This window comes from Rhizorhabdus phycosphaerae (assembly GCF_011044255.1).
In the GTDB taxonomy this organism is placed as follows: Bacteria; Pseudomonadota; Alphaproteobacteria; order Sphingomonadales; family Sphingomonadaceae; genus Rhizorhabdus; species Rhizorhabdus phycosphaerae.
The window spans coordinates 2051037-2072552 of record NZ_CP049107.1 but is presented as its reverse complement, the minus strand read 5'-3'; the positions used below and the strand labels follow the sequence as shown (position 1 = coordinate 2072552).

The 21516-nt window shown below is 66.1% G+C and carries 22 protein-coding genes; 14 read left to right on the top strand and 8 right to left on the bottom strand.

The window, feature by feature from the left end; all coding sequences use genetic code 11:
• Positions 1-60: 60 nt before the first annotated feature.
• Positions 61-678 (bottom strand): TetR/AcrR family transcriptional regulator, encoded by a 618-nt coding sequence (locus tag G6P88_RS09540; RefSeq protein ID WP_165322941.1) that lies wholly within the window; start codon positions 676-678, stop codon positions 61-63.
• Between the two features lie 131 nt (positions 679-809).
• Between G6P88_RS09540 and G6P88_RS09535 the strand changes: the two genes are divergently transcribed.
• From G6P88_RS09535 to G6P88_RS09515, 5 genes are all read left to right on the top strand, one after another.
• Positions 810-1952: an LLM class flavin-dependent oxidoreductase gene (locus G6P88_RS09535; RefSeq protein WP_165322940.1), complete on the top strand. Its 1143-nt coding sequence runs from the start codon at positions 810-812 to the stop codon at positions 1950-1952.
• A gap of 57 nt (positions 1953-2009) precedes the next feature.
• Entirely contained in the window at positions 2010-2936 is a 927-nt protein-coding gene (locus G6P88_RS09530) for an alpha/beta hydrolase (RefSeq protein ID WP_165322939.1), read from the top strand.
• Entirely contained in the window at positions 2933-4096 is a 1164-nt protein-coding gene (locus tag G6P88_RS09525; RefSeq protein ID WP_165322938.1) for an epoxide hydrolase family protein, read from the top strand. Before G6P88_RS09530 ends, G6P88_RS09525 begins: the two co-directional genes overlap by 4 nt.
• Positions 4097-4193: 97 nt before the next feature.
• Positions 4194-5933, top strand: coding sequence for an N-acyl-D-amino-acid deacylase family protein (locus G6P88_RS09520; RefSeq protein WP_165322937.1), 1740 nt, complete (start codon positions 4194-4196; stop codon positions 5931-5933).
• 110 nt (positions 5934-6043) lie between these two features.
• Positions 6044-6742 (top strand): TetR/AcrR family transcriptional regulator, encoded by a 699-nt coding sequence (locus G6P88_RS09515; protein WP_165322936.1) that lies wholly within the window; start codon positions 6044-6046, stop codon positions 6740-6742.
• Between the two features lie 18 nt (positions 6743-6760).
• Here the strand turns inward: G6P88_RS09515 and G6P88_RS09510 are convergent, their stop codons facing one another.
• Both G6P88_RS09510 and G6P88_RS09505 read right to left on the bottom strand, forming a co-directional pair.
• Positions 6761-7159: an ArsR/SmtB family transcription factor gene (locus G6P88_RS09510; protein ID WP_165322935.1), complete on the bottom strand. Its 399-nt coding sequence runs from the start codon at positions 7157-7159 to the stop codon at positions 6761-6763.
• Complete coding sequence (locus tag G6P88_RS09505; protein WP_165322934.1) at positions 7156-7776, bottom strand: peroxiredoxin; 621 nt, start codon at positions 7774-7776, stop codon at positions 7156-7158. Before G6P88_RS09505 ends, G6P88_RS09510 begins: the two co-directional genes overlap by 4 nt.
• A 102-nt stretch (positions 7777-7878) precedes the next feature.
• Here G6P88_RS09505 and G6P88_RS09500 point away from each other — a divergent pair, with 102 nt between their 5' ends.
• The 9 genes from G6P88_RS09500 (at position 7879) to G6P88_RS09460 (ending at position 15744) form a co-directional block, all read left to right on the top strand.
• The gene (locus G6P88_RS09500; RefSeq protein WP_165322933.1) at positions 7879-8796 is read left to right on the top strand and encodes an MBL fold metallo-hydrolase; all 918 of its coding nucleotides are present in this window, start codon (positions 7879-7881) and stop codon (positions 8794-8796) included.
• On the top strand, positions 8793-9233 hold the full coding sequence (locus G6P88_RS09495) for a YeeE/YedE family protein (RefSeq protein WP_206335911.1): 441 nt from the start codon (positions 8793-8795) through the stop codon (positions 9231-9233). Before G6P88_RS09500 ends, G6P88_RS09495 begins: the two co-directional genes overlap by 4 nt.
• On the top strand, positions 9230-9640 hold the full coding sequence (locus G6P88_RS09490; RefSeq protein ID WP_165322932.1) for a DUF6691 family protein: 411 nt from the start codon (positions 9230-9232) through the stop codon (positions 9638-9640). Before G6P88_RS09495 ends, G6P88_RS09490 begins: the two co-directional genes overlap by 4 nt.
• A complete protein-coding gene (locus tag G6P88_RS09485) occupies positions 9637-10476 on the top strand; it encodes a sulfite exporter TauE/SafE family protein (protein ID WP_165322931.1) in 840 nt (279 codons plus the stop codon). The genes G6P88_RS09490 and G6P88_RS09485 overlap by 4 nt, the downstream gene beginning before the upstream one ends.
• Before the next feature lie 12 nt (positions 10477-10488).
• Positions 10489-11892, top strand: coding sequence for a cytochrome ubiquinol oxidase subunit I (locus G6P88_RS09480; protein ID WP_165322930.1), 1404 nt, complete (start codon positions 10489-10491; stop codon positions 11890-11892).
• Entirely contained in the window at positions 11889-12887 is a 999-nt protein-coding gene (gene cydB / locus G6P88_RS09475) for a cytochrome d ubiquinol oxidase subunit II (RefSeq protein WP_165322929.1), read from the top strand. Before G6P88_RS09480 ends, cydB begins: the two co-directional genes overlap by 4 nt.
• On the top strand, positions 12887-13009 hold the full coding sequence (locus G6P88_RS09470; RefSeq protein WP_165322928.1) for a DUF2474 family protein: 123 nt from the start codon (positions 12887-12889) through the stop codon (positions 13007-13009). The genes cydB and G6P88_RS09470 overlap by 1 nt, the downstream gene beginning before the upstream one ends.
• Before the next feature lie 136 nt (positions 13010-13145).
• On the top strand, positions 13146-14546 hold the full coding sequence (locus tag G6P88_RS09465) for an aromatic ring-hydroxylating oxygenase subunit alpha (protein WP_165322927.1): 1401 nt from the start codon (positions 13146-13148) through the stop codon (positions 14544-14546).
• Positions 14547-14562: 16 nt separating this feature from the next.
• Positions 14563-15744 (top strand): aromatic ring-hydroxylating oxygenase subunit alpha, encoded by a 1182-nt coding sequence (locus G6P88_RS09460; RefSeq protein ID WP_165322926.1) that lies wholly within the window; start codon positions 14563-14565, stop codon positions 15742-15744.
• Between the two features lie 14 nt (positions 15745-15758).
• Here G6P88_RS09460 and G6P88_RS09455 read toward each other — a convergent pair whose 3' ends face one another.
• The 5 genes from G6P88_RS09455 to G6P88_RS09435 are packed head-to-tail and all read right to left on the bottom strand — an operon-like array spanning position 15759 to position 21498.
• Entirely contained in the window at positions 15759-16130 is a 372-nt protein-coding gene (locus G6P88_RS09455; protein WP_165322925.1) for a cytochrome c, read from the bottom strand.
• A complete protein-coding gene (locus tag G6P88_RS09450) occupies positions 16130-17371 on the bottom strand; it encodes a molybdopterin-dependent oxidoreductase (RefSeq protein ID WP_165322924.1) in 1242 nt (413 codons plus the stop codon). The genes G6P88_RS09455 and G6P88_RS09450 overlap by 1 nt, the downstream gene beginning before the upstream one ends.
• 1 nt (position 17372) lies before the next feature.
• Complete coding sequence (glpK, locus tag G6P88_RS09445; RefSeq protein WP_165322923.1) at positions 17373-18848, bottom strand: glycerol kinase GlpK; 1476 nt, start codon at positions 18846-18848, stop codon at positions 17373-17375.
• Between the two features lie 50 nt (positions 18849-18898).
• Positions 18899-20401: a glycerol-3-phosphate dehydrogenase gene (locus G6P88_RS09440; RefSeq protein WP_206335910.1), complete on the bottom strand. Its 1503-nt coding sequence runs from the start codon at positions 20399-20401 to the stop codon at positions 18899-18901.
• An 11-nt stretch (positions 20402-20412) separates the two neighbouring features.
• Positions 20413-21498 carry an LLM class flavin-dependent oxidoreductase gene (locus tag G6P88_RS09435; protein WP_165322922.1) on the bottom strand — a complete coding sequence of 362 codons (1086 nt, stop codon included), beginning with the start codon at positions 21496-21498 and terminating at the stop codon, positions 20413-20415.
• Positions 21499-21516: the final 18 nt, after the last annotated feature.

The window sequence follows — 21516 nt, the reverse complement described above, 5'->3', positions numbered from 1 at the left end:
TCTGCTCAATAGGCCAGACGAGCGGATGGCGGCATGGTTCCAGTCCCGTATCGTTCGTGGTCAGGTCCCGGCGAGAACACGCAAAAGGCGGTCGCGCGACAGATTTGTCGCAAGGGCGAGCGCGGCGAGAGTGAAGCCGTAACGCACGGCGCTCTCCAGTGCAGCGGTGTCGATCCGGCGATCGGTCCAAGCCATCAGCGCCCCCGACAGCAGATAGACGAAGTTGCGGGTGAAGGCGGGCATGTCGGTTTCGTCCGACAGCAGCCCCTCCGCTTGCAGGGGCAGGAGCAGGCCGTCCCAGAAGGCCGCCGCCGTCTCGACCTGGGCGTCATGATCCTCGGCATCGGAGGCGTAGATGGTCGCGAACAGCTCGCGATAGAGACCGGCTTCGCGGTCCATCCGCGCCGCCATCAACCGGATCGCCGAATACATGCGGTCGAGCGCGTCGCGCGACTCGGTCGATGCGATCGATTCGATCAGTTCGGCTTCGAGTTCGCGGTGAAGAGCGACGTAAAGCCGGCGCTTTGTCCCAAACAGATTATAGGGCGTCGCCTGGCTGACCCCCGCCGCTTCCGCCAGCCGTCGCATCGACAGCGGTTCTTCCTGCAGAAGCAGGCGGGCGGCCTGCAATATCGACTGTTTGCGTCGCTCCGCTCCGGCATGAAGCTTCACTGTCATCTCCCCTATGGACGCCCTGTAGCAGCATCGTGCTCGGCCGGGTTGCGAATTCCCACTTGCTTCTTTCGTGATTTATAGCATGCTCTAAAAAATCAAAGGGCGATGACAGGCCCTGCACGAGGAGAGGCAGCATGAAATTTTCCATGGCGTTCGAAGCGCAGATGGCCGACACATCGCGCGAGTCCGAGCAGCGGACTTTTTTCGAGGCGGTCGAGCAATCGGTCTATGCCGAGAAAATGGGCCTCGACTGCATCTGGGCGGTAGAGCATCACGCGCTCACCCAATATTCGCACATGTCCTCGCCCGAGAGCTTTCTGGCCTTCGTCGCGGGCAAGACCGACCGCATCCGCATCGGCCATGGCGTGATCTGTTTGCCGCCGGCGATGAACCATCCGGTGAAGGTGGCCGAGCGCGTGGCGACGCTCGACATATTGTCGCGCGGGCGGCTCAATTTCGGGATCGGCAAGGGCGGCACCCAGCAGGAAGCGGGCACCTTCGGCTATGACCTCGAAGAGCTCCAGCCGATGATCGACGAGGCGATGTATCTGATCCCGAAGATCATGGTAGAAGACGAGATCGAGCATGACGGCAAGTACATCAAGATCCCGCGCCGGGCGATCCACCCCAAGCCCTATCAGGATCCGCACCCACCGATGTTCATGGCCGCCACGCGCGAGGAATCGCTGCGGGTCGCGGCGCAGCGCGGGCTCGGCGGGATGATCCTGGGCTTCAGCACGCCCGAGGAGACGGCGCGGCTCAACAAGGTCTATCGCGAGGCCTTCGCCACGCGCGATCCGAAGGACCAGGTCGGCTATTTCCCGAACGAATATCTGGCGGTGGGCTGCCCGATCATCGTCAGCACCGACCGGGAAAAGGCGGTCCGCATCGGCCTGCGCGGTCAGCGCTTCTTCGGCCAGGCGATCCACCATTGGTATGGCGCTGGGCCGAAGCCCGATGTCGACGATGTGACGATCGACGAGCATCGCCAGGCAGTCGATGCCGCGAAGCAGGCAACGATCGCCTATCTGCACGAGGCGCAGATCCCGATCACGGCTGCCGCCACCGACATGTACAATACCGAGCATGCCTATGGCACGCCCGAGGACGCGATTGCGCATATCGAGCGGCTCGAGGCGGCCGGCGCGGACGAAATCCTGATGCTGATGCAGATGGGCACCGTGCCGCACGAGGCGATCATGGAGACGCTTACCCATCTGGGCGAGACGATCATTCCCTATTTCCGCGAGAAGCAGCGCCGCGCCGCCGCTGCCTGACAGTCGGGCCGCCGTCTCCCCACGGGACGGCGGCCTTATCTCGCGAAAGGGAAGACCATGCCGCTCAACCCCATCGCCCAGGCGATGCTCGCCCATATGAACGCCAATCCGATCGACTGGGCCTCGATCACGCCGCAGCAGTTCCGCGCGATGAGCGCGGGAATGGAGCAGCCGGCCGATCCGTCCGATGCTATCGTGCATGAGGACGTCGATGCTGGTGGCGTGCCCGTGCGCATCTATCGCCGACAGGAGGTGCAGGGACCGGAGCCGGTGCTGCTGTTCCTGCACGGCGGCGGCTACATTGCCTGCGGGATCAGCAGCCACGAACGCCTGTGCTCCCGCCTGGCGCGGCGGGCGGAGTGCGCCATCGTCTCGGTCGACTATCGGCTGGCGCCCGAGCATGTCTTTCCGGCGGCGGTCGACGACGCGCTGACGGCGCTGCGCTGGCTGTCGACGCATGGCGGCGACCACGGGCTCGATACCGACCGCATCGCGGTGGGCGGCGACAGCGCCGGTGGCTCGCTGGCAACGGTCGCGGCGATCCGCGCGCGAGACGAGGGTGGCCCGGCGATCCGCCACCAACTGCTTTTCTATCCGGGCACCGACCTGACGGGCGAAACCGAGTCCGAACGGCTTTATTCGGACGGTTATTTCCTGGATTCCGATTTCTCGGCCATGTGTCTCGATGCCTATCTGCCGAACGCGGCGGATCGCGCGCATCCCTGGGCCTCGCCGTTGCTCACGCCGGACCTGTCGAACCTTCCGCCAGCGACGATCCTGACGGCAGAGTGCGATCCGCTGCGCGACGAAGGGCGGGCCTATGCCGATCGGCTGCGCGATGAAGGCGTGGTGGTGCGGTACAAGGATTTTCCGGGCGTATTCCACGGCTTTGTCAGCATGTTCGGGGTCCTCCCGGATGCGGACGAGGCGATCGAGGATGCGGCCGGCGAACTTCGGCGCGCCTTCGCGAAGGTGCCGGCATGAGCGTCCGTCCGTTCCAGATCGCCGTCCCGCAGGAGAAGCTCGACTGGATCGAGCGGCGGCTGCGCGAGGCGCAGTGGCCCAACGAACCGATGGTCGACGATCCCTGGGCTTACGGCGCCAGCGTGCCCGAGATGCGCAGCCTCGTCGCCTATTGGCTCGACCACTATGACTGGCGCGCGCGCGAGGCGGAGATGAACCGCCTGCCGCATTTCCTCTACGCGGTCGAGGTCGACGGCGCCCCCTATGACGTCCACTTCATCCATCTGAAGGGCAAGGGCGACAATCCGCGCCCGGTGATGATCATCCATGGCTGGCCGGGCTCCTTCGTGGAGTTCCTGGGATCGATCGAGCGGCTGACTGACCCGGCCAAGTTCGGCGGAGATCCGGCCGATGCGGTGAGCGTCGTCGTCCCGTCGCTGATTGGCTATGGCTTCTCGTCCAAGCCCTCCCGCCCGATCGGCCCGCGCACCATCGCGCGCGCCTTCGACCGGCTGATGCGCGAGGGGCTCGGCTACACCGATTACATCGCCCAGGGCGGCGACTGGGGCTCCTCGGTTTCAGGCTGGCTCGGTTATGAAGGCGAGGGCTGTGCCGCAGTCCATCTCAACTTCGCTTTCGGCTGGACCAATCCTGACGCCCGTCCCGAGACGCCCGAGGAGATCGCCGCGGCACAGAAACTCGGCCAGGTCTGGCAGACCGAGAGCGGCTATATGGTCGTCCAGTCGACCAAGCCGGTGTCGCTCGACCATGCGATGGCGGACAGTCCGCTGGGTGTCGCCGCCTGGCTCGTCGAGAAATTCCAACGCTGGTCGCAGCTCGACGGCGGCGATCTCTGGTCGGTCCATACGTGCGATCAGATCCTCGACAACATCATGGTCTATCTGGCCAACAACAGCTTCGGCACGGCGTCCTGGCTCTATCGCGGCGTGATGAGCGAGCCCGTCCCTGCCGGCGCGCGGGTCACCAAGCCGGTGGCGATGTCGGACTTTCCCGGAGAGCTGGCCCGCTTCCCCCGCAGCACGCTGGAGAAGAGCTATAACATCGTCCGCTGGAGCGAGCCGCCCCGCGGGGGACATTTCGCCGCGATGGAGCAGCCCGAACTGTTCGCGAACGAGGTCCACGCATTCGTTCGGCAGTTGCGCGAGGGAACCACAAGCTGATGGAGCCGACCTTGAGGCTTGCAGCCTGATCCTATTTCCGTAGCATATACGGTAATAAGTTGTCCGACCGATCGAGTCGGAAAAGGAGAGGTGAGAGATGCAGACCATTCTTCTGAAGGGCGGAACTGTCGTCGACGGTACCGGAAAGCCCGCGATCAAGGCCGATGTGCGCGTTAAGGGCGACACGATCGTCGACGTCGGACCCGATCTTGCGCCCGGTGACGATCGCGTGATCGACTGCACCGGCTGCTTTGTCACGCCGGGCTTCATCGAGCCGCACACCCATTTCGACGCGACGATGTGGTGGCAGCCCGATCTCGATCCACTGACGGGCTATGGCGTTACCACGATCGTCATGGGCAATTGCGGTTTCTCGGCCGCACCGGTGCACGAGACGGACGCCGAAGCCCGGCTGGAGATGATCAAGATCTTCTCCTTCTTCGAGGACATCCCCGAGGAGCCCTTCCAGACCAAGCTGCCTTGGGACTGGCGCAAATGGTCCGAATATCAGCGCTCGATGACGAGCAAGCTTCGTGTCCCCGCCAATTACACCGCCTTCGTCGGGCATATCGCGATCCGCCTGGCCGTGATGGGCATGGACGCCTGGGAGCGGAAGGCAACCCCCGAGGAAATCCGCCAGATCGCCGCGCATGTCGACGACGCGCTCGCGGCCGGCGCCTGCGGCGTTTCAAGCAACCTGCTCGACCATGACGGATCGGATCGACCGGTCCCGACCCAGATCGCCTGCGATGACGAATATCGCGCGATCCTCGAAGTGCTCGCGCGCTATCCCGGCCGCTCGCTGCAGGTCGTCATCGACACCTTCATGCGGATGACTGCGCCCGCCAGCATGGAGCGGCTGACCCGACTCAACGCCGATCTCAACGTCCGCATCCAGCTGGCCGGCGGTATCCCGACGCTGGAGTTCCAGCGCCCGATCCTCGAGCAGATGCGCGCGATCATCGAGAAGGCCCATGCCGAGGGGCAGGATGTATGGCCCGCCTTCACCCACACGTCGCCTACCAACACGCTGTCGCTGATCCGCTCGCTGATCTTCGCCCAGTCGAACGACTATGTGTGGCACGAGGTCGTGCTGCTCGAGGACCTCGACGAGAAGGTCGAGCTGCTCCAGGACCCGGACTGGCGCGCCCGGGCGCGCGAAAGCTGGGACACCAAGGTTTGGCCGCACGCGCCGATGGCCAATCCCGACCGGCTGCTGCTGCGCAATTCGGACAATGGCTTCGGCCCGGTCAACACGACGCTGAAGGCCTATGCCGACAGTCGCGGGCTGCATCCGTCCGACGCTATGGCCGAATGGATCCTCGCCAATGGCATCCGCTCCACGGTCCACATGGCGCCGTTCGACATGAACCGCGATGAGATCGTTCGCCTGATCCGCGATCCGAAGGCGCTCGGCAATCTCAACGATGCGCCGGCGCATGGGCAGATGTTCTGCGGCGGCGGCGAAAACATCCTGATGCTGACCGACTATGTCCGGAAGGGCGAGCTTTCGATCGAGGAAGCGATCCTGTCGATCACCGGCCGCATCGCCGAGCATTTCGGCTTCACCGATCGCGGCCGGATCGCGCCGGGCATGCGCGCCGACATCACGGTGTTCGACCTCGACGAGATCGAGCATCGCGAGGAATATAAGCGCTTCGACGTGCCGACCGGCGGCTATGACATGACCTGGCGCTATACGCGTGATGCGGCGCCGATGCGCCTCACCATGGTCAACGGCATGCCGACCTTCATGAACGGCCATTTCACCGGCTCGATGCCGGGGCGCTACCTCGTGCCCGCAGGCGAGCAGCAGCTGGCGCAGGCCGCCGAGTAAATCGGTCCGAGTGTCGAAGGGGCGGCGGGGCCAGCGTGCTTCGCCGCCCTTTCCTTTTTCCTCCGGGCAGAGCGCTTCCCCGCACGCGGCCGGGCCTCTAAGGATGTCGCATGGCAAGTCGCGCAGGAAGATCGCCGGGCAGGCCCAGCCGCATCTCTCAGGAGCAGATCCTGGAGGCGGCCGTGGCACTCATCCGGGAGGGCGGGCTCGACGGCTGCAACATGACGCAGATCGCCCGCCGGCTCGGCGTCTCCGTCATGGCACTCTACACCTATTTTCCGAGCCGCGACGCGCTGATCGAGGCGGTCGCCGCAGACGTCTTTGCGGCGTTGCCGATCCCGTCGGAAGAGGGCGACTGGAAAGCCTTTCTTACCGCCTGGATGCGGACGCTCTACGACGAGTTCATCCGCCGGCCCGAGGCGATCGAACTGATGTACCGCGACGATCATGTGCCGCGCGCCTGGCTGAGGCTATGGCTGCCGATGATGCGGGTGCTGTGGCGCCAGGGGCTGCGCGGCGGCGATCTCGGCATGGCCTCGACCTGGCTTGGGCTGGTCGTGCTGCAGATGATCGCGGGCCTCTACAAGCTGCGATCATCGCCCGAGCTGCTCGACGAGCTGGGCATCGACAGCCTCGATCCGGGCGACCGGATCATCTTCGAGGACGTCAATGTTCTGGCGACCCCGGATGCCCGGCGCCGGCTGGCCGAATTCACGATCGAGAACATCATCCTCGGCATCGAGCGGGCGATCGAGCAGGCCCGCGAGGCAGGACGCCTCGCCTCGTCGCCGCAAGCTGCGCTGCCCTGAGCCGAAGCCCGACCGCGTTCAGAGCGGCAGGATGCGGGCAAAGGCAGCGACGCCCTGCGACGCCGGGGCGGTCGGCGGAGATGCGCGGACGGCCGGCGCCAGTGCCGGTGTGACCGGACCGACCCCGGCGAACATCGCCTCGATATTGCGCACGCACAGCGCGACCGACTCGTCGGCGAGACGATACCAGACCTGCTTGGCTTCCTTGCGCGTCTCGACCAGATCGGCGCGGCGCAATTCGCCGAGCTGCTGGCTGAGCGCGGGCTGTCCGATGCCGGTGGTTTCCGCGATCTCGCCGACATTGCGTTCGCCGCGCAGCAGGCAGGACAGGATCATCAGCCGCTGCGCCTGCGCGAAGATGCGGATCTTCTCCGCCGCCGCCGCTGCGGCGTCCCGATCCTTGTGCAGTGCCGTCATTCGCCGTCCTCGAAGCGGCAGAACCAGTCCGCAGCGTCGCCGGCTCCCTCGGCCGGTGGCAGCAGCACGGGGCCTCCCGGTTGCCAGCCTTCCGGTGTGAGCCGGCCCGAGACATCGACCTGCTGGAGCGCGTTCAGCAGGCGCAGCATCTCGTCCACCGATCGGCCGACATTGTGCGGATAGGAGGTCGTCGCCCGGACAATGCCGTTCGGGTCGATGAAGAAGGTCGTCCGCATCGCCATGCTGTCGGCCGCATCCGCGCCGATCATGCCATAGGCGCGTCCGATCGCCATGCTTGGATCCTCGATGACGGGAAAGTCGACGGTCACGTCGAACAGCCCCCCCAGCGCCCGGACCCAGGCCATATGCGAATAGAGGCTGTCCACCGACAGGCCGACAAGCTGACAGCCGAGCGCGTCGAACGCCGCCTGCCGTCGAGCCAGCGCCACGAATTCTGTGCTGCATACCGGCGTGAAATCGGCGGGATGCGAGAAGAAGATCACCCATCGCCCGCGCAGCCGGGACAGCTGGAAGGGGCCCTTGGTCGAGCGGGCCATGAAATCCGGGGCGGTGTCGCCGATCCGGAGCGGGGCCGGGCTGTTCGTCTGACTGTCCATAGCCGCCTACCTGCTGTCGGTCCTGCGGATGTGCAAGTCCTTGACCATATCGGAATATAAGAATACATGATTTATGTAAATGTGAATAGGTGGAGAGTCGCAATGTCCGACGCAGCACTTGCCAGGGCCTCCGCCCAGATCGCTGCCGCGCAGAAGGGGGTGCCGATCATCCGGGCCTTTTTCGACGCGCCCACCTTCACCGTGACCTATGTCGTGCATGATCCGGAGACCCGTCGGGCCGCCGTCATCGACAGCGTGCTGACCTATGATCCGGCATCCGGTCGCACTTCGGCGGATGCCGCCGAGCCCGTCCTCGCCTATGTCCGCGAGCAGGCGCTGACCGTCGACTGGCACCTCGAAACCCACGCCCATGCCGATCATCTTTCCGCCGCACCTTATCTGCAGAAGCAGTTGGGCGGGCAGATTGCGATCGGGGCGCATATCTGCGCGGTCCAGAAGACCTTCGGCGCGCTCTTCAATGCCGGCGCCGATTTCGCCCGCGATGGATCGGACTTCGATCATCTCTGGGCGGATGGTGACAGTTTCTCGATCGGCAACCTCTCGGTCACCGTTCTCCATGTCCCGGGCCATACGCCCGCCTGTGTCGCCTATGTGATCGGTGATGCCGTCTTCGTCGGCGATACGATGTTCATGCCCGATTACGGCACCGCCCGTGCCGACTTTCCGGGTGGCGACGCGCGGACGCTGTTCCGCTCGCTCCGGCGCATCCTCGAGCTGCCGCCCGAGACGCGGCTGTTCATGTGCCATGACTATCTTCCCGAAGGCCGCAGCCATTATGTCTGGCAGACGACCGTCGCCGAACAGCGTCGGGCGAATGTCCACGCGCATGACGGCATGAGCGAGGATGATTTCGTGGCGATGCGCGAGGCGCGCGACCGAACCCTCGCCATACCGCGCCTGATCCTGCCGTCGGTGCAGGTCAACATGCGCGCGGGTCATTTGCCTCCCGCCGAGGACAATGGCGTCGTCTATCTGAAGATCCCGGTGGACCAGCTGTGATCGGCGCACTCTTTCCGCAGGCGCAGCCCGTCGCGGGCTTCGCTGGTGGCCTCATGATCGGCGTGGCCGCAGCCATCATGCTCCTCGGGCTCGGGCGCATCGCCGGCGTCAGCGGGCTTGCCGCCCGTGCCGTGGGCCTGGCCGAAGGCGGCGCGCCGCGCGCCATTGCGGCCGCCTTCATCATCGGCCTGCCGCTCGGCGCGGTGCTGGTCGCATCGCTGACCGGTGGCGTCGCCGCGCATTTTCCCGCGATGCCGCTGCTTTTGCTCGCCGGGCTTGTGGTCGGCTATGGCACGCGCCTTGGTTCGGGTTGCACCAGCGGCCATGGTGTCTGCGGCCTGTCGCGGCTTTCGCGCCGTTCGCTGGTGGCAACCGCGCTCTTCATGGCGAGCGGCTTCGCCACGGTGGCGCTGATGCGCCTCGCAGGGCTGTCATGAGGCGCGCGCTCCTCGCCCTCGCTGCGGGTATTTTATTTGGGGCGGGCCTCGCCCTGTCCGGCATGGCCGACCCGGCCCGGGTGCGCGCCTTTCTGGATATCTTCGGTGGCTGGGACCCGACCCTCGCCTTCGTGATGGGCGGTGCGATCCTGCCGATGGCGGTCGCCTGGCGCATTCGGTCGCGCATGGACCGACCGCTGGCCGACGCGGCCTTCGCGCTGCCGGAAACCCGTACGCTCGATGTCCGCCTCGCGGCTGGTGCGGTGCTGTTCGGCATAGGCTGGGGACTGGGCGGGCTTTGCCCCGGACCGGCGATCGCCAGCCTCGCTCTCCATCCGCTCGCCGTCGCGCCCTTTCTGCTGGCGATGGGCGCCGGCTTTGCTCTGCATCGTGTGACGAGCCGATGATGACGACGGCACAATATCTGCTCGGCTGCCTGTCCGGCGGACTGGTGGGCTTTGTGCTCGGGCTGGTCGGCGGGGGCGGGTCGATCCTCGCGGTGCCGCTGTTGGTCTATCTCGTCGGCGTGCCCAGCCCGCATGTCGCGATCGGGACCAGCGCGCTTGCGGTTGCCGCCAATGCCGCGGCCGGACTTGCGGGCCACGCCCGGGCGCATCATGTGAAATGGCGCTGCGGCGGCATGTATGCGGCGGCGGGTGTCCTCGGCGCGCTGGCGGGCTCGACCTTCGGCAAGATGGTCGATGGGCAGAAGCTCTTGCTCCTGTTCGCGTTGCTGATGCTCGTGGTCGGCGTGCTCATGCTGCGCGGTCGCGGTGATCCGGGTAATCCGGGAGCCGAATGCAACCGGCAGAAGGCGCCCAAGGTGCTCGGATTCGGTCTGGGGTCGGGGCTGTTCTCCGGCTTCTTCGGCATCGGCGGCGGCTTCCTGATCGTGCCGGGCCTCGTCGCGTCGACCGGCATGCCGATGCTGATGGCGGTCGGAACCTCGCTGGTCGCGGTCACCGCCTTCGGCCTCACCACCGCCGCCAACTATGCCTTTTCGGGGCTGGTCGACTGGCCGCTCGCGCTGGTCTTCGTCCTCGGCGGCGCCTTGGGCAGCCTTGGCGGCATCCGGCTGGCAGAGACGCTGGGGGGCAAGACTGGTCGCCTGACCACGCTGTTCGCGGTTTTGATCTTCGTCGTTGCCGCATACATGATCTGGAAGGGCATCGGTACGGTCTTTCCCGCGCTGGACATTATGCCCCATCCCGATGACGCCCGGTCAACGATAGAAGGCCACTGAGAGGAACTCGCGATGTTCGACATGGCCGACGCGCTTATTCTCGCGCGCGTACAATTCGCTTTTACCGTCAGTTTTCACTTCCTGTTCCCGGCCTTCACCATCGGGCTCGCCAGCTATCTGATGGTCCTGGAAGGTCTGTGGCTGAAGACCGGCAAGGGAGTTTACATCAACCTCTATCGCTACTGGCTGAAGATCTTCGCGGTGGTGTTCGCGATGGGCGTCGTGTCGGGCATCGTCATGTCCTACCAGTTCGGCACCAACTGGTCGGTCTTCTCGGATAAGGCCGGGCCCGTGATCGGGCCGCTGATGGCCTATGAGGTGCTGACCGCCTTCTTCCTCGAAGCCGGATTCCTCGGCGTGATGCTGTTCGGAATGAACAAGGTCGGGCGCAAGCTGCACTTCGTCGCCACCTGCGCGGTCGCGGTCGGCACCTTCATCTCGGCGTTCTGGATCCTGTCGGTGAACAGCTGGATGCAGACTCCCGTCGGCTACGAGATCGGCGCGAACGGGCAGTTCCTGCCGGGGCCGAACTGGATGGCGATCATCTTCAATCCCAGCTTCCCCTACCGCCTCGTCCACACCGTTCTGGCAGCTTATCTGACCACCGCTTTTGCGGTCGGCGGCGTCGGAGCCTGGCACCTGCTGCGCGATCGCACCAATCCCGGCGCCCGCACCATGTTCTCGATGGCGATGTGGATGGCGGCGATCGTCGCCCCGGTCCAAATCTTCGCGGGCGACATGCATGGCCTCAATACGCTCGAGCATCAGCCGGCGAAGGTGATGGCGATGGAGGGCCATTATCAGAGCCATCCCGAAGGCGCGCCGCTGATCCTGTTCGGCATTCCGGACAGCAAGGAGCGCCGGGTGGATTATGCGATATCCATCCCCAAGGCGTCCTCCCTGATTCTGAAGCATGATCCCAATGCCCCTCTGCGCGGGCTCGATACGGTGCCCCTGGCGGACCAGCCGCCGGTCGGGATTGTCTTCTGGGCCTTCCGCATCATGGTCGGAGTCGGCTTCGCCATGGTGGCTTTGGGGATGTGGAGCCTGCTCGCGCGGCTGCGCCACCGCCTTTACGACTGGCGCGGGCTGCATCGCGCTGCGCTGGCCATGGGGCCGGCCGGCTTCTTAGCTGTGCTGGCGGGCTGGATCGTGACCGAGGTCGGGCGGCAGCCCTTCACCATCTATGGTCTGCTCCGCACCGCGCAGAGCGCCTCGCCGCTCGACGCACCGGCCGTGGGGGCGTCGCTGCTTGCCTTCGTGCTGGTCTATTTCACAGTGTTCGGCGCCGGTATCTGGTATCTGCTCCGGCTCGCCGGCAAGCCTCCCGAGGCGCATGAGAGCGCGCTCGCGGATGCACCGATCCGCAGCGCGGGCATTACCCCCGCACCCGCCGTCCAGGGAGGCGACGCATGATCGACCTGACCGTCATCTGGGCCGCCATCATCGGCTTCGCCATCGTCGCCTATGTCGTCATGGACGGCTTCGACCTCGGCATCGGCATCCTCTTCCCGCTGTTTGCGGTGGGCAAGGATCGCGACCGGGCTATGAACAGCATCGCCCCCGTCTGGGACGGTAACGAGACCTGGCTGGTGCTGGGCGGCGGGGGGCTGCTCGCGGCCTTTCCGCTGGCCTATGCGATCATCCTGCCCGCACTCTATGCGCCGCTGATCGCGATGCTGCTCGGGCTCGTCCTGCGCGGCGTGGCCTTCGAGTTCCGCTGGCGCGATCCGGCGCATCGGGCCCTGTGGGATCGTGCCTTCTTCGTCGGTTCCACCGTCGCGACCTTCGCGCAGGGCATCACCCTCGGCGCGCTGCTCCAGGGGATCAATGTCGATGGCCGCGCCTATGGCGGGGGCTGGTGGGACTGGCTATCGCCCTTCTCGCTGCTGACCGGCGCGGGCCTGCTGGTCGGCTATGCCCTGCTCGGCGCCTGCTGGCTCAACTGGAAGACGGAGGATGCTCTGCAGCGCCAGGTCGTCACCTATGCCGGCCGGCTCGGGATCCTGCTGCTGCTGGTGATCGGCGCGGTCAGCCTCGCGACGCTGACGCTCGAGGCCGACTATCAGCGCCGCTGGCTGGCGTGGCCGGGCGTGCTGGCGACCGCGCAGGTCCCGCTCGCAACGCTGGTCGTCACGGCGCTCTTCTACCGCAGCCTGTCCGCGCGCCGCGACGCGCAGCCCTTCTTCTGGGCGCTGGCATTGTTCATGCTCTGCCTGCTGGGGCTCGGCATCTCGATCTGGCCCTATGTCATCCCCGCGCGGGTGACGATCTGGGAAGCGGCCGCGCCCTATCGCAGCCAGCTGTTCATGATCGTCGGCGCCGGTCTGCTCGTGCCGGTGATCCTCGCCTACACCGCCTGGGCCTATTGGGTCTTCCGCGGGAAGGTCGGCCATGACGGCTATCATTGATGGCGCGCGCTGACATGGCGGGGCGCTGGAGAAGGATCGCCTGGTTCGTGGGCCTCTGGGCCGGCAGCATCCTCGCGCTCGGCACGGTGTCGATGTTGATACGCTTCTGGCTGAGACCATAAAGCCGCCCCGCGCGGTCGCGATCCGATTACCCTAGCACAAAGGCGAGCCGGTCTCTGGACCGCCGGTTGACTTCGATCAAACGCGCTCGCCGTCGCCCATGGTTTCTCTTCTCCACGCACAGGAGAGGATTTCGCCATGGCCGATCGTGACCCCGCCATTCACAGCGCCGCCGCCCGCTGCCCCGGACCCGGCTGGGAAGACATATTGCGCGAGGACCTGATCGCGCCGCCCGCCTTCATGGCGGAGGACCGCTATCGCTATCTCGGTTCCGAACCGATCGACGCGAAGCGCTATTATGACCCGGCCTTCTTCCGCGCCGAGATCGAGAAGATGTGGCCTTTCGTCTGGCAGTTCGCCGCGCGCGAGGAGGACATGCCCGAGCCTGGCGACTATGTGACCTACGACAATGCGGGGCGATCCTACCTGATCGTCCGCCAGCCAGACGGCGAGGTCCGCGCCTTTCACAATGTCTGTCTTCATCGGGGCCGCAAGCTGGCGACGGACTCGGGCATGGCCGAGAAATTCGTCTGCCCGTTCCACGGCTTTGCCTGGAACACCGATGGCAGCCTGCGCGACATACCCTGCCGCTGGGATTTCGGCCATCTGAGCGACGAGCGCATGAAATTGCCGCAGGCGAGCATCGCGCGCTGGGGTGGCTATATCTTCGTCCGCGACAAGGCCGAGGGGCCGACGATCGAGGAGTTTCTTGCGCCGCTCCCGGAGTTTTTCACGCGCTGGCGGCATGAGGACTGCGAGACGATCGCCTGGGTCGGCAAGGTGGTCGACGCCAACTGGAAGATCACCATGGAAGCCTTCATGGAGAGCTACCACGCCTATATGACGCATCCGCAGCTGCTGCCGTTCACCGGCGATGCCAATGCCGCCTATCATGTCCTCGGCAAGCATGTGAACGTGAACTACACGCCCTTCGGCACCATTTCCCCGCACGTTGGTGGAACGGAGCGCCCCGAGCAGTGGATCGTCGAGGAATTCGTCAAATATAACGGCCGCTCCTCGGACAATTATGATCCCGAGAAGGACCAGTTCAACATCACCGTGCCCGAGGGCGAAAGCGCGCGCCATGCGCTGGGCGCGGCGATGCGCGACAGTTCGCAGCGCGCCTTCGGCGGCGATTATTCGGCGGTTTCGGAATCCGAACTGCTCGATGCGCTCGTGTTCAACGTCTTCCCCAATTTCGCGCCCTGGGGCGGCTTCATGCCGAACATCGTCTATCGGTGGCGGCCCTGGCCCGATCAGGATCGCTGCCTGATGGAGGTGCGCGTCCTTGCCCGGCGCCAGGACGGCGCCGAACCGCGACCGCCGATGACGATGCATCTGCTCGACGACGGCCAGAAATGGGCCGATGCGCCCGAGCTCGGTGCCCTGGGCGCGGTGGTCGACCAGGACATGGAGAATATGGAGCTGACCCATCAGGGGCTGAAATGCTCGGCCAATGGCCTCGTCGAGCTGGGCGACTATCAGGAGGTGCGCATCCGCCACTTCCACCAGACGCTCGACACCTATCTCGATCGCTGAGCGGGGGCACGAACCGATGACCGATCTCTACAAGGCCTATGGCGATGCCGCCGAGCGGATGCTCCATTTCGTCGAGACCCGCAGCACCGACCAGGCGAGCGGCGTGTTCGAGGTGCCCGTCGCCCATTATCTCGACGAGGCGCGCTGGCAGAAGGAGATGGACCTCATCTTCCGCCGCTTGCCGCTGATGCTCGCGCTCACCATCGAGCTGCCCAGGATGAACGACTATAAGGCGATGGACGTGATGGGGCAGCCGGTGCTCATCACCCGCGGCAAGGACGGCAAGGCGCGCGCCTTCCTCAACGTCTGCAAGCACCGCGCAATGCATCTGGCGAAGGAAGGCAAGGGCAATTGCTCGCGCTTCGCCTGCCAATATCATGGCTGGACCTACGCCAATGACGGCCAGCTGGTCGGCATTGCCGAGGCGAGCACCTTCGGCGATGTCGATCGCCGCACCCTGGCCATGACCGAACTGCCGGCCGAGGAGGTCGCGGGCATGATCTTCGTGATCCTGACGCCGGGCCTGCCGATCGACGTGCGCAGCTTTCTGGGCGGGATGCTCGACGACCTTGCCGCGCTACGGCTCGAGACCTGGTATTATCACAAGGCGCGGACGATGGAGGGCGCCAACTGGAAGGTCGCCTTCGACGGCTATCTGGAGGGCTATCATTTCCAGGCCGCGCATACGCAGACCGTCGCGACCCGCTCGCCGTCGAACCGGGCCAGCTATGAAGCGTTCGGACCGCATATCCGGCTCGGCTTCCCGCAGAACGGGATCGGCCGGCTGAAGGAGCTGCCGCGCGACGAGTGGGGCAAGCAGGAGAATGACGGTTACGACTTCATCCGCATCCTCTTCCCGAACTTCAGCTTCTTCCTTGCGCCCGAGATGTGCCAGTACGCGCAGCTCTTTCCGGGGCCGACGCCCGACCGCAACCTGACGGTGATGAACTATATCTACCCGACCGCGCCGGAGAACGAGGAGGAGATGCGCAAGCTCGACGAGATGAGCGACTTCTTCTTCCAGGTCGTGCTCGACGAGGATTATGCGCTGGGTCTCAAGGTCCAGAACGGGCTGGAATCAGGCGCGACCGACCGGCTGACCTTCGGCCGCAACGAGCCGGGCAACCAATATTTCCACAAATGGATCGACCATTATCTGTCGGGCTGCGAAGGGCCGCCACCGGTCCTTCGCGCCTGACGGACGATGGGCCTCTACCGCGTAGGAGCGGGAGCGGCGGGCGGCAACGCCCCCAGATAGGTCATGATCTTCGGCAGGTCGGCGGGATCGATCGGCGCCTTGTAGACGTCGATCATCTTGTGGACGATCTTGCCCCAGTCCGCCTGCGACAGCGGCGGCTGGACCAGCACCATCGACGGCGAATGGCAGGCGCGGCAATTGTCGTTCATCACCTGCACTTCTGGTCCTGCCGGATATTCGACCTCATAGTCGGTCGGCAGGGTCACGCTGGTCGAGGTCAGGCGGGGGCGATCGGTGGCCTTGGACCGCGTCCCCGCATCGGCAAGGCCCGAGCCGAGGACCGAGGCAAGTGCGATCGCGGCGGAAATACCGAGCATCTTGGACATCAGGCGTCTCCCGCGATCAGGTGGACGGTCTCGACCCCCGCGCGCATATAGCCGCCCGGGTTCCAGTTCATTTCCAGCGGCTGCGCCAATCCCTTTGTGTTGGTGCAGCGTGTCGAGACGGCGAGGGCGCCAGCGGCGGGCGCAGTGATGCGGGCCTCGAAGCGGCGGAAGCTGTAGGTGCCCTCGTCCTTGCCGAGCGTCGCTGCCTTCCAGCTGGTGCCCCCATCGGTCGATACCTCGACCTTGGCGACGCCGCAGTCCCCGCCCATGGCGATGCCCGCGACCGTCAGCGCACCCGGCTTCACCCGCTGTCCCTCCCGCAGGTTGGTCACCAGCGAGCGCGGGACCATCCGGCTGATCGGCTCGCTGGGATAATCCTTCGTGCCCGGCGCGATATGACCAAAGGGCGTGGAAGGCACGCGATAGGCCTTGGCCATCCAGAAATTGTCGTCCTTGCGGTCGAGCACCTCGATCTGGCTGAGCATCTTGACCCAGTAGGTCGAATACCAGCCCGGCACGACCAGCCGCAGGGGGAAGCCGTTGAGGAGCGGCAGTTGCTCGCCGTTCATCTCATAGGCGACCATCACTTCACCATCGCGGGCATGATCGAGCGCGAGCGACTTGAGGAATTTGGGCGCCTCGGGCGTCATCGGATCGTCAAGCCCGCCGAAACGGACGTCGACCGCACCCGCCTTGACGCCCGCCCGGTCGAGCAGGTCGCGCAGGCGAACGCCGCGCCAGCGGGCATTGCCCATCGCGCCATGCGCCCACTCTGCGCCCGGGATATTGGGCTGGAACAGCCCGCGTGAATTGCCCGAGCACTGGTTGACCGCGACATAGTCGATCGGCTCGAACTCGCGGATCAGCTGGTCGAGCGTGAAGGCGATCGGCCGATCGACATGCCCGCCGACGGTCAGCCGGAAGGCGTCTACGTCCACGCTTTCGGGAAATCCCCAGTGCCAGCGCACATAGAAACGATCGTTCGGCGTGATGACGTCCTTGTCGAACACCTCCAGCGGAGTCTCGAGCAGCGGCGGCCGTACCCGCTGCAGGATCATCGGACCCTTTCCGGGAAAGGCCGTGGTCATCGGCCGCGTCGGCGGCTTGCCCGGCAGGCCCAGGTCGGCAACCGCCTGCGCCCAGCCGGGAATGGCGATCATGCCGGTCCCCGCTGCGGCACTGCGCAGCAGGGCGCGCCGGGAGAGGCGGGGGGCACTGTCGGGCGTGTCGCGGTGGATCATGTCAGGCCTGTCCCAGTTCGAGCGCCAGCAGGGCGCGCCATTGATCGAGCCGACGCTCGCGCGTGGCGGCATCCATATGCGGTACGAAGGAGGACACCCCCGATCGCATCGCCGCCGCGTCCGACAGCGTGGCATGGAGCCCGCAGCCCACCGCCGCGAGCATCGCCGCCCCGAGCGCGGTCGTCTCGACATTGTGCGGCCTTTCGACCTCCAGGTCGAGTATGTCGGCGAGGTCCTGTGCCACCCAGTCGTTCGCGCTCATGCCGCCATCAAGCCGGAGCGTCGCCCAGGGCGAACCATCGGCGGCATAAGCCTGCTTCAGGTCATGCATCTGGTGCGCCATCGATTCGAGTGCGGCGCGGACAATATGGGCCTTGGTCGCGCCCTGGGTGAGGCCGCCGATAAGTCCGCGCGCCTCGGGCCGCCAGTGCGGCGCGCCAAGCCCCGACAGCGCGGGGACGATGCACACCCCGCCATTGTCGGGCACCGACCGGGCGAGCGCTTCGGTCTCGGCGGCGGTGCCGACGAAGCCGAGCTGGTCGCGCAGCCATTTGACCAGGCTGCCGGCGACGAATACCGATCCTTCCAGCGCATAGCTGCGCTTGCCGTCGCATTGCGCGAGGACGGTACCGAGCAGGCGGTTGTTCGAGCGCGGTATGTCGTGGCCGGTGCTGGCGAGGACGAAGGCGCCCGTGCCCAGCGTTGCCTTGACCTGGCCCGCCGACAGGCAGTTCTGGCCGATGGTCGCGGCCTGCTGGTCGCCGGCCAGGCCACAGATCGGGATCGGGCCGCCGAGGAGGTCGGGCAGGGTGGTGCCGAAGCGGCCGGCCGTGTCGACGATCTCGGGCAGCGCCGATTGGGGCACGCCGAGCAGCGCGAGCAGGTCTTCGTCCCACGTCGCCTTGTCGAGCGGCATCAGCATGGTGCGGCTGGCATTGGTCGCGTCAGTGATGTGCAGCCCACCGGTCAGCTTCCAGACGAGCCAGCTCTCGACCGTGCCGAGGGCCAGGCGGTCGCCCAGCGCCCGGGCCTCGGCCACGTTGTCGAGCACCCAGCGCATCTTGGTGCCGGAAAAATAGGGATCGACCACCAGCCCGGTGCGCGCGCGGATCAGTTCCTCATGACCATCTGCGCGCAGCCGATCGCAGAAATCGGCAGTGCGCCGGTCCTGCCACACGATCGCGCGGGTGATCGGCTCGCCCGTCTGCCGGTCCCAGGCGACGACCGTCTCGCGTTGGTTGGTGATGCCGATCGCCGCGATGCGGTCGGCGCCGCCGGCTTTCTCCACCGCGCGGCGGGCGCAGGCGAGGGTCTTGGTCCAGATCTCGGCCGCGTCATGCTCGACATGGCCATCGGCGGGATAATGCTGGGTCAGTTCGGCCTGCTCGATCGCCGATACCTTGCCGTCGGGGGCGAACAGCATGGCGCGGGTAGATGTGGTGCCTTCGTCGAGAACCAGCAGATAGGATGTTTGCACGTCGCTCTCCCCGCCGGCGCCGCGCCCGAGGGCCGCGCCGGCTTATGTCCTTACTTCGCCATGCCAGCGAGAAACTCGTCCAGTGCCGCGCGCTGTGCCGCATCGAGGCGCAGGCCCAGCTTGCCGCGCCGCCACAGGACGTCGTCGGCGGTCCGCGCCCATTCGCGTGCGACCAGATAGCGGACTTCGGCTTCGGTCAAGCCATGGCCGAAGTCGCGGCCACAAGCGTCGAGCGACTGCGCATTGCCGAATATCTCGATCGTCAGCCGCCCATAGCTGCGGACGAGGCGCTGGACCGTTCCGGCGTCGAGGAAGCGGTAGCGATCGGCGATCTCGGCGCGCAACGCCTCGACGTCCTCGACCGGGAAGTCGCCGCCGGGCAGGGGATGCTGGTCGCTCTCGAAAGGCTCACGCAGCAGGGGCAGGCGCTCCGCCAGCGTTTCGATCGCTTCGCGGGCGAGGTGGCGATAGGTGGTGATCTTGCCACCGAACACCGACAGCATGGCAGGCCCTTCGGCTTCGGGTGACAACTCCAGGCTGTAGCCGCGGGTCGCAGCTTCGGGTTTGCCCGAGCCGTCGTCGATCAGCGGGCGCACGCCCGAATAGGTCCAGACCACGTCCTCTGGCCGGATTTCCTTGCGGAAATAGCGGCTGGCGCCCTCGCAGAGATAGGCGATCTCCTCCTCGCTTGCGCGCACCTCGGCGAGGCTGCCCTCATGATCGCGGTCGGTCGTCCCGATCAGGGTGAAGTCCTGCTCATAGGGAATGGCGAAGAAGATGCGGCCGTCGGGGAGCTGGAAGAAATAGCTATAGGGGTGATCGAACAGCGCGGGCACGACGATATGCGAGCCCCGGACGAGCCGCATCCGCCGACCGCTCTGCTCCTTCGCCCGGCCCAGCAGCGACAGCACCGACGGTCCCGCCGCATTGACGACGGTCTTCGCGCGGAAGTCCCCGGCCGAGGTCCGGATCGCCCATTCCTCTCCGACCCGCTCGAGCGCCAGAACCTCGGTACGCGTGCGGACCTCGGCGCCGCGGTCGGCGGCGTCGCGGGCGTTGAGCGCGACCAGCCGGGCGTCGTCGACCCAGCAGTCCGAATAGACGAACGCCTTGCCGAACTCGGGCTTGAGCGGGCCGCCGGCCGGATGGCCGCGCAGATCGATCGACTGGGTCGCCGGCAGCTTCTTCCGCCCGCCGATATGATCGTAGAGAAACAGCCCGAGGCGCAGCAGCCAGCGCGGGCGCAACCCCTTCACATGCGGCAGGACGAAGCGCATCGGCCAGATGATGTGTGGCGCGATCGCCCAGAGCCGTTCGCGCTCGCTCAACGATTCCCGCACCAGCCCGAACTCATAATGTTCGAGATAGCGCAGTCCGCCATGGATCAGCTTGGTCGAGGCGGACGACGTCCCCTGGGCGAGATCTCCCTGTTCGAGCAGCAGGACCGAAGCCCCGCGCCCCGCCGCGTCGCGCGCAATGCCGCAGCCGTTGACGCCGCCGCCGATGACGGCGACGTCGAACAGCCGGTCCTGGATCGTCCGGGACGTCGTCATGCCGTCTCCGTTCAGCCTTCGAGCGGGCCGTGCTGCAGATGCGGCAGCACATGGCGCGAGAAGAGGTCGGCCTCGGCCGCGTGCGGATAGCCCGACAGGATGAAGGCCTCGATCCCTTCGGCCTGATAGGCGCGCAGCTTTGCCAGCACCTGGTCCGGATTGCCGACGATCGCCGCGCCACAGCCCGAGCGGGCACGGCCGATGCCGGTCCACAGATTGTCCTCGACGAAGCCGTCGCCGCCGGCCGCGCTGCGCAGTTCGGCCTGGCGCTGCACGCCGACGTTCTTCGCATCGAGCGACTTCTCGCGGATCGCGCGGCCGATCTCGTCGTCGAGCTTGGACAGCAGACGATCGGCGGCGGCGCGCGCTTCTTCCTCGGTGTCGCGCACGACGACGTGGACGCGGTAGCCGAACTTCAGCTCACGCCCGAAGCGCGCGGCGCGCGTCTTCATGTCGGCGATCGTCTCGCGGACCTTGTCCATCGTGTCGGGCCACATCAGATAGACGTCGCAGCCCTCGGCGGCGCATTCGCGCGCATCTTCGGACAGGCCGCCGAAATAGAAGGCGGGGCAGCTTCCCGAGATGGTCGAGATGCGCGGCGGGTCGAGCTTGAGCTTGTAGAACTCGCCCTCATGGTCGAGCGACTCCCCGTTAAGCAGCGTGCGGACGATCTTCATCACCTCGGTGGCGCGGGCATAGCGCGCCTTGCCGGGCAGCGCCTCGCCCGGCATGTCCGACGAGATGATGTTGACGTTCAGGCGACCGCTGGTCCCCGCGGCATTGGGGCCGAGGATACGGTCGAGCGTGGCGATGCGGCGCGCCAGCTGCGGCGGCCAGTCCTCGCCGATGCGGGTCGCCCAGAGCAGCTTGATCCGGCGCACCTGCGTCGCCACCGCCGCCGCGAAGGCGGTGGTGTCGAGGCCGAGCTGATAACCCGACGGCAGCAGGATATTGTCGAACCCGCCCTTCTCCGCTTGCAACACGATGTTGCGGCAATGCTCCCAGCTCGACTGGAGCCGGCTGTCGGGCACGCCCAGAAATTCATAATCGTCGTCACACAGCGCGGAGAACCACGCCACTTCGCATTGCTGCGTCATATTCGCCTCCCAGGCCTA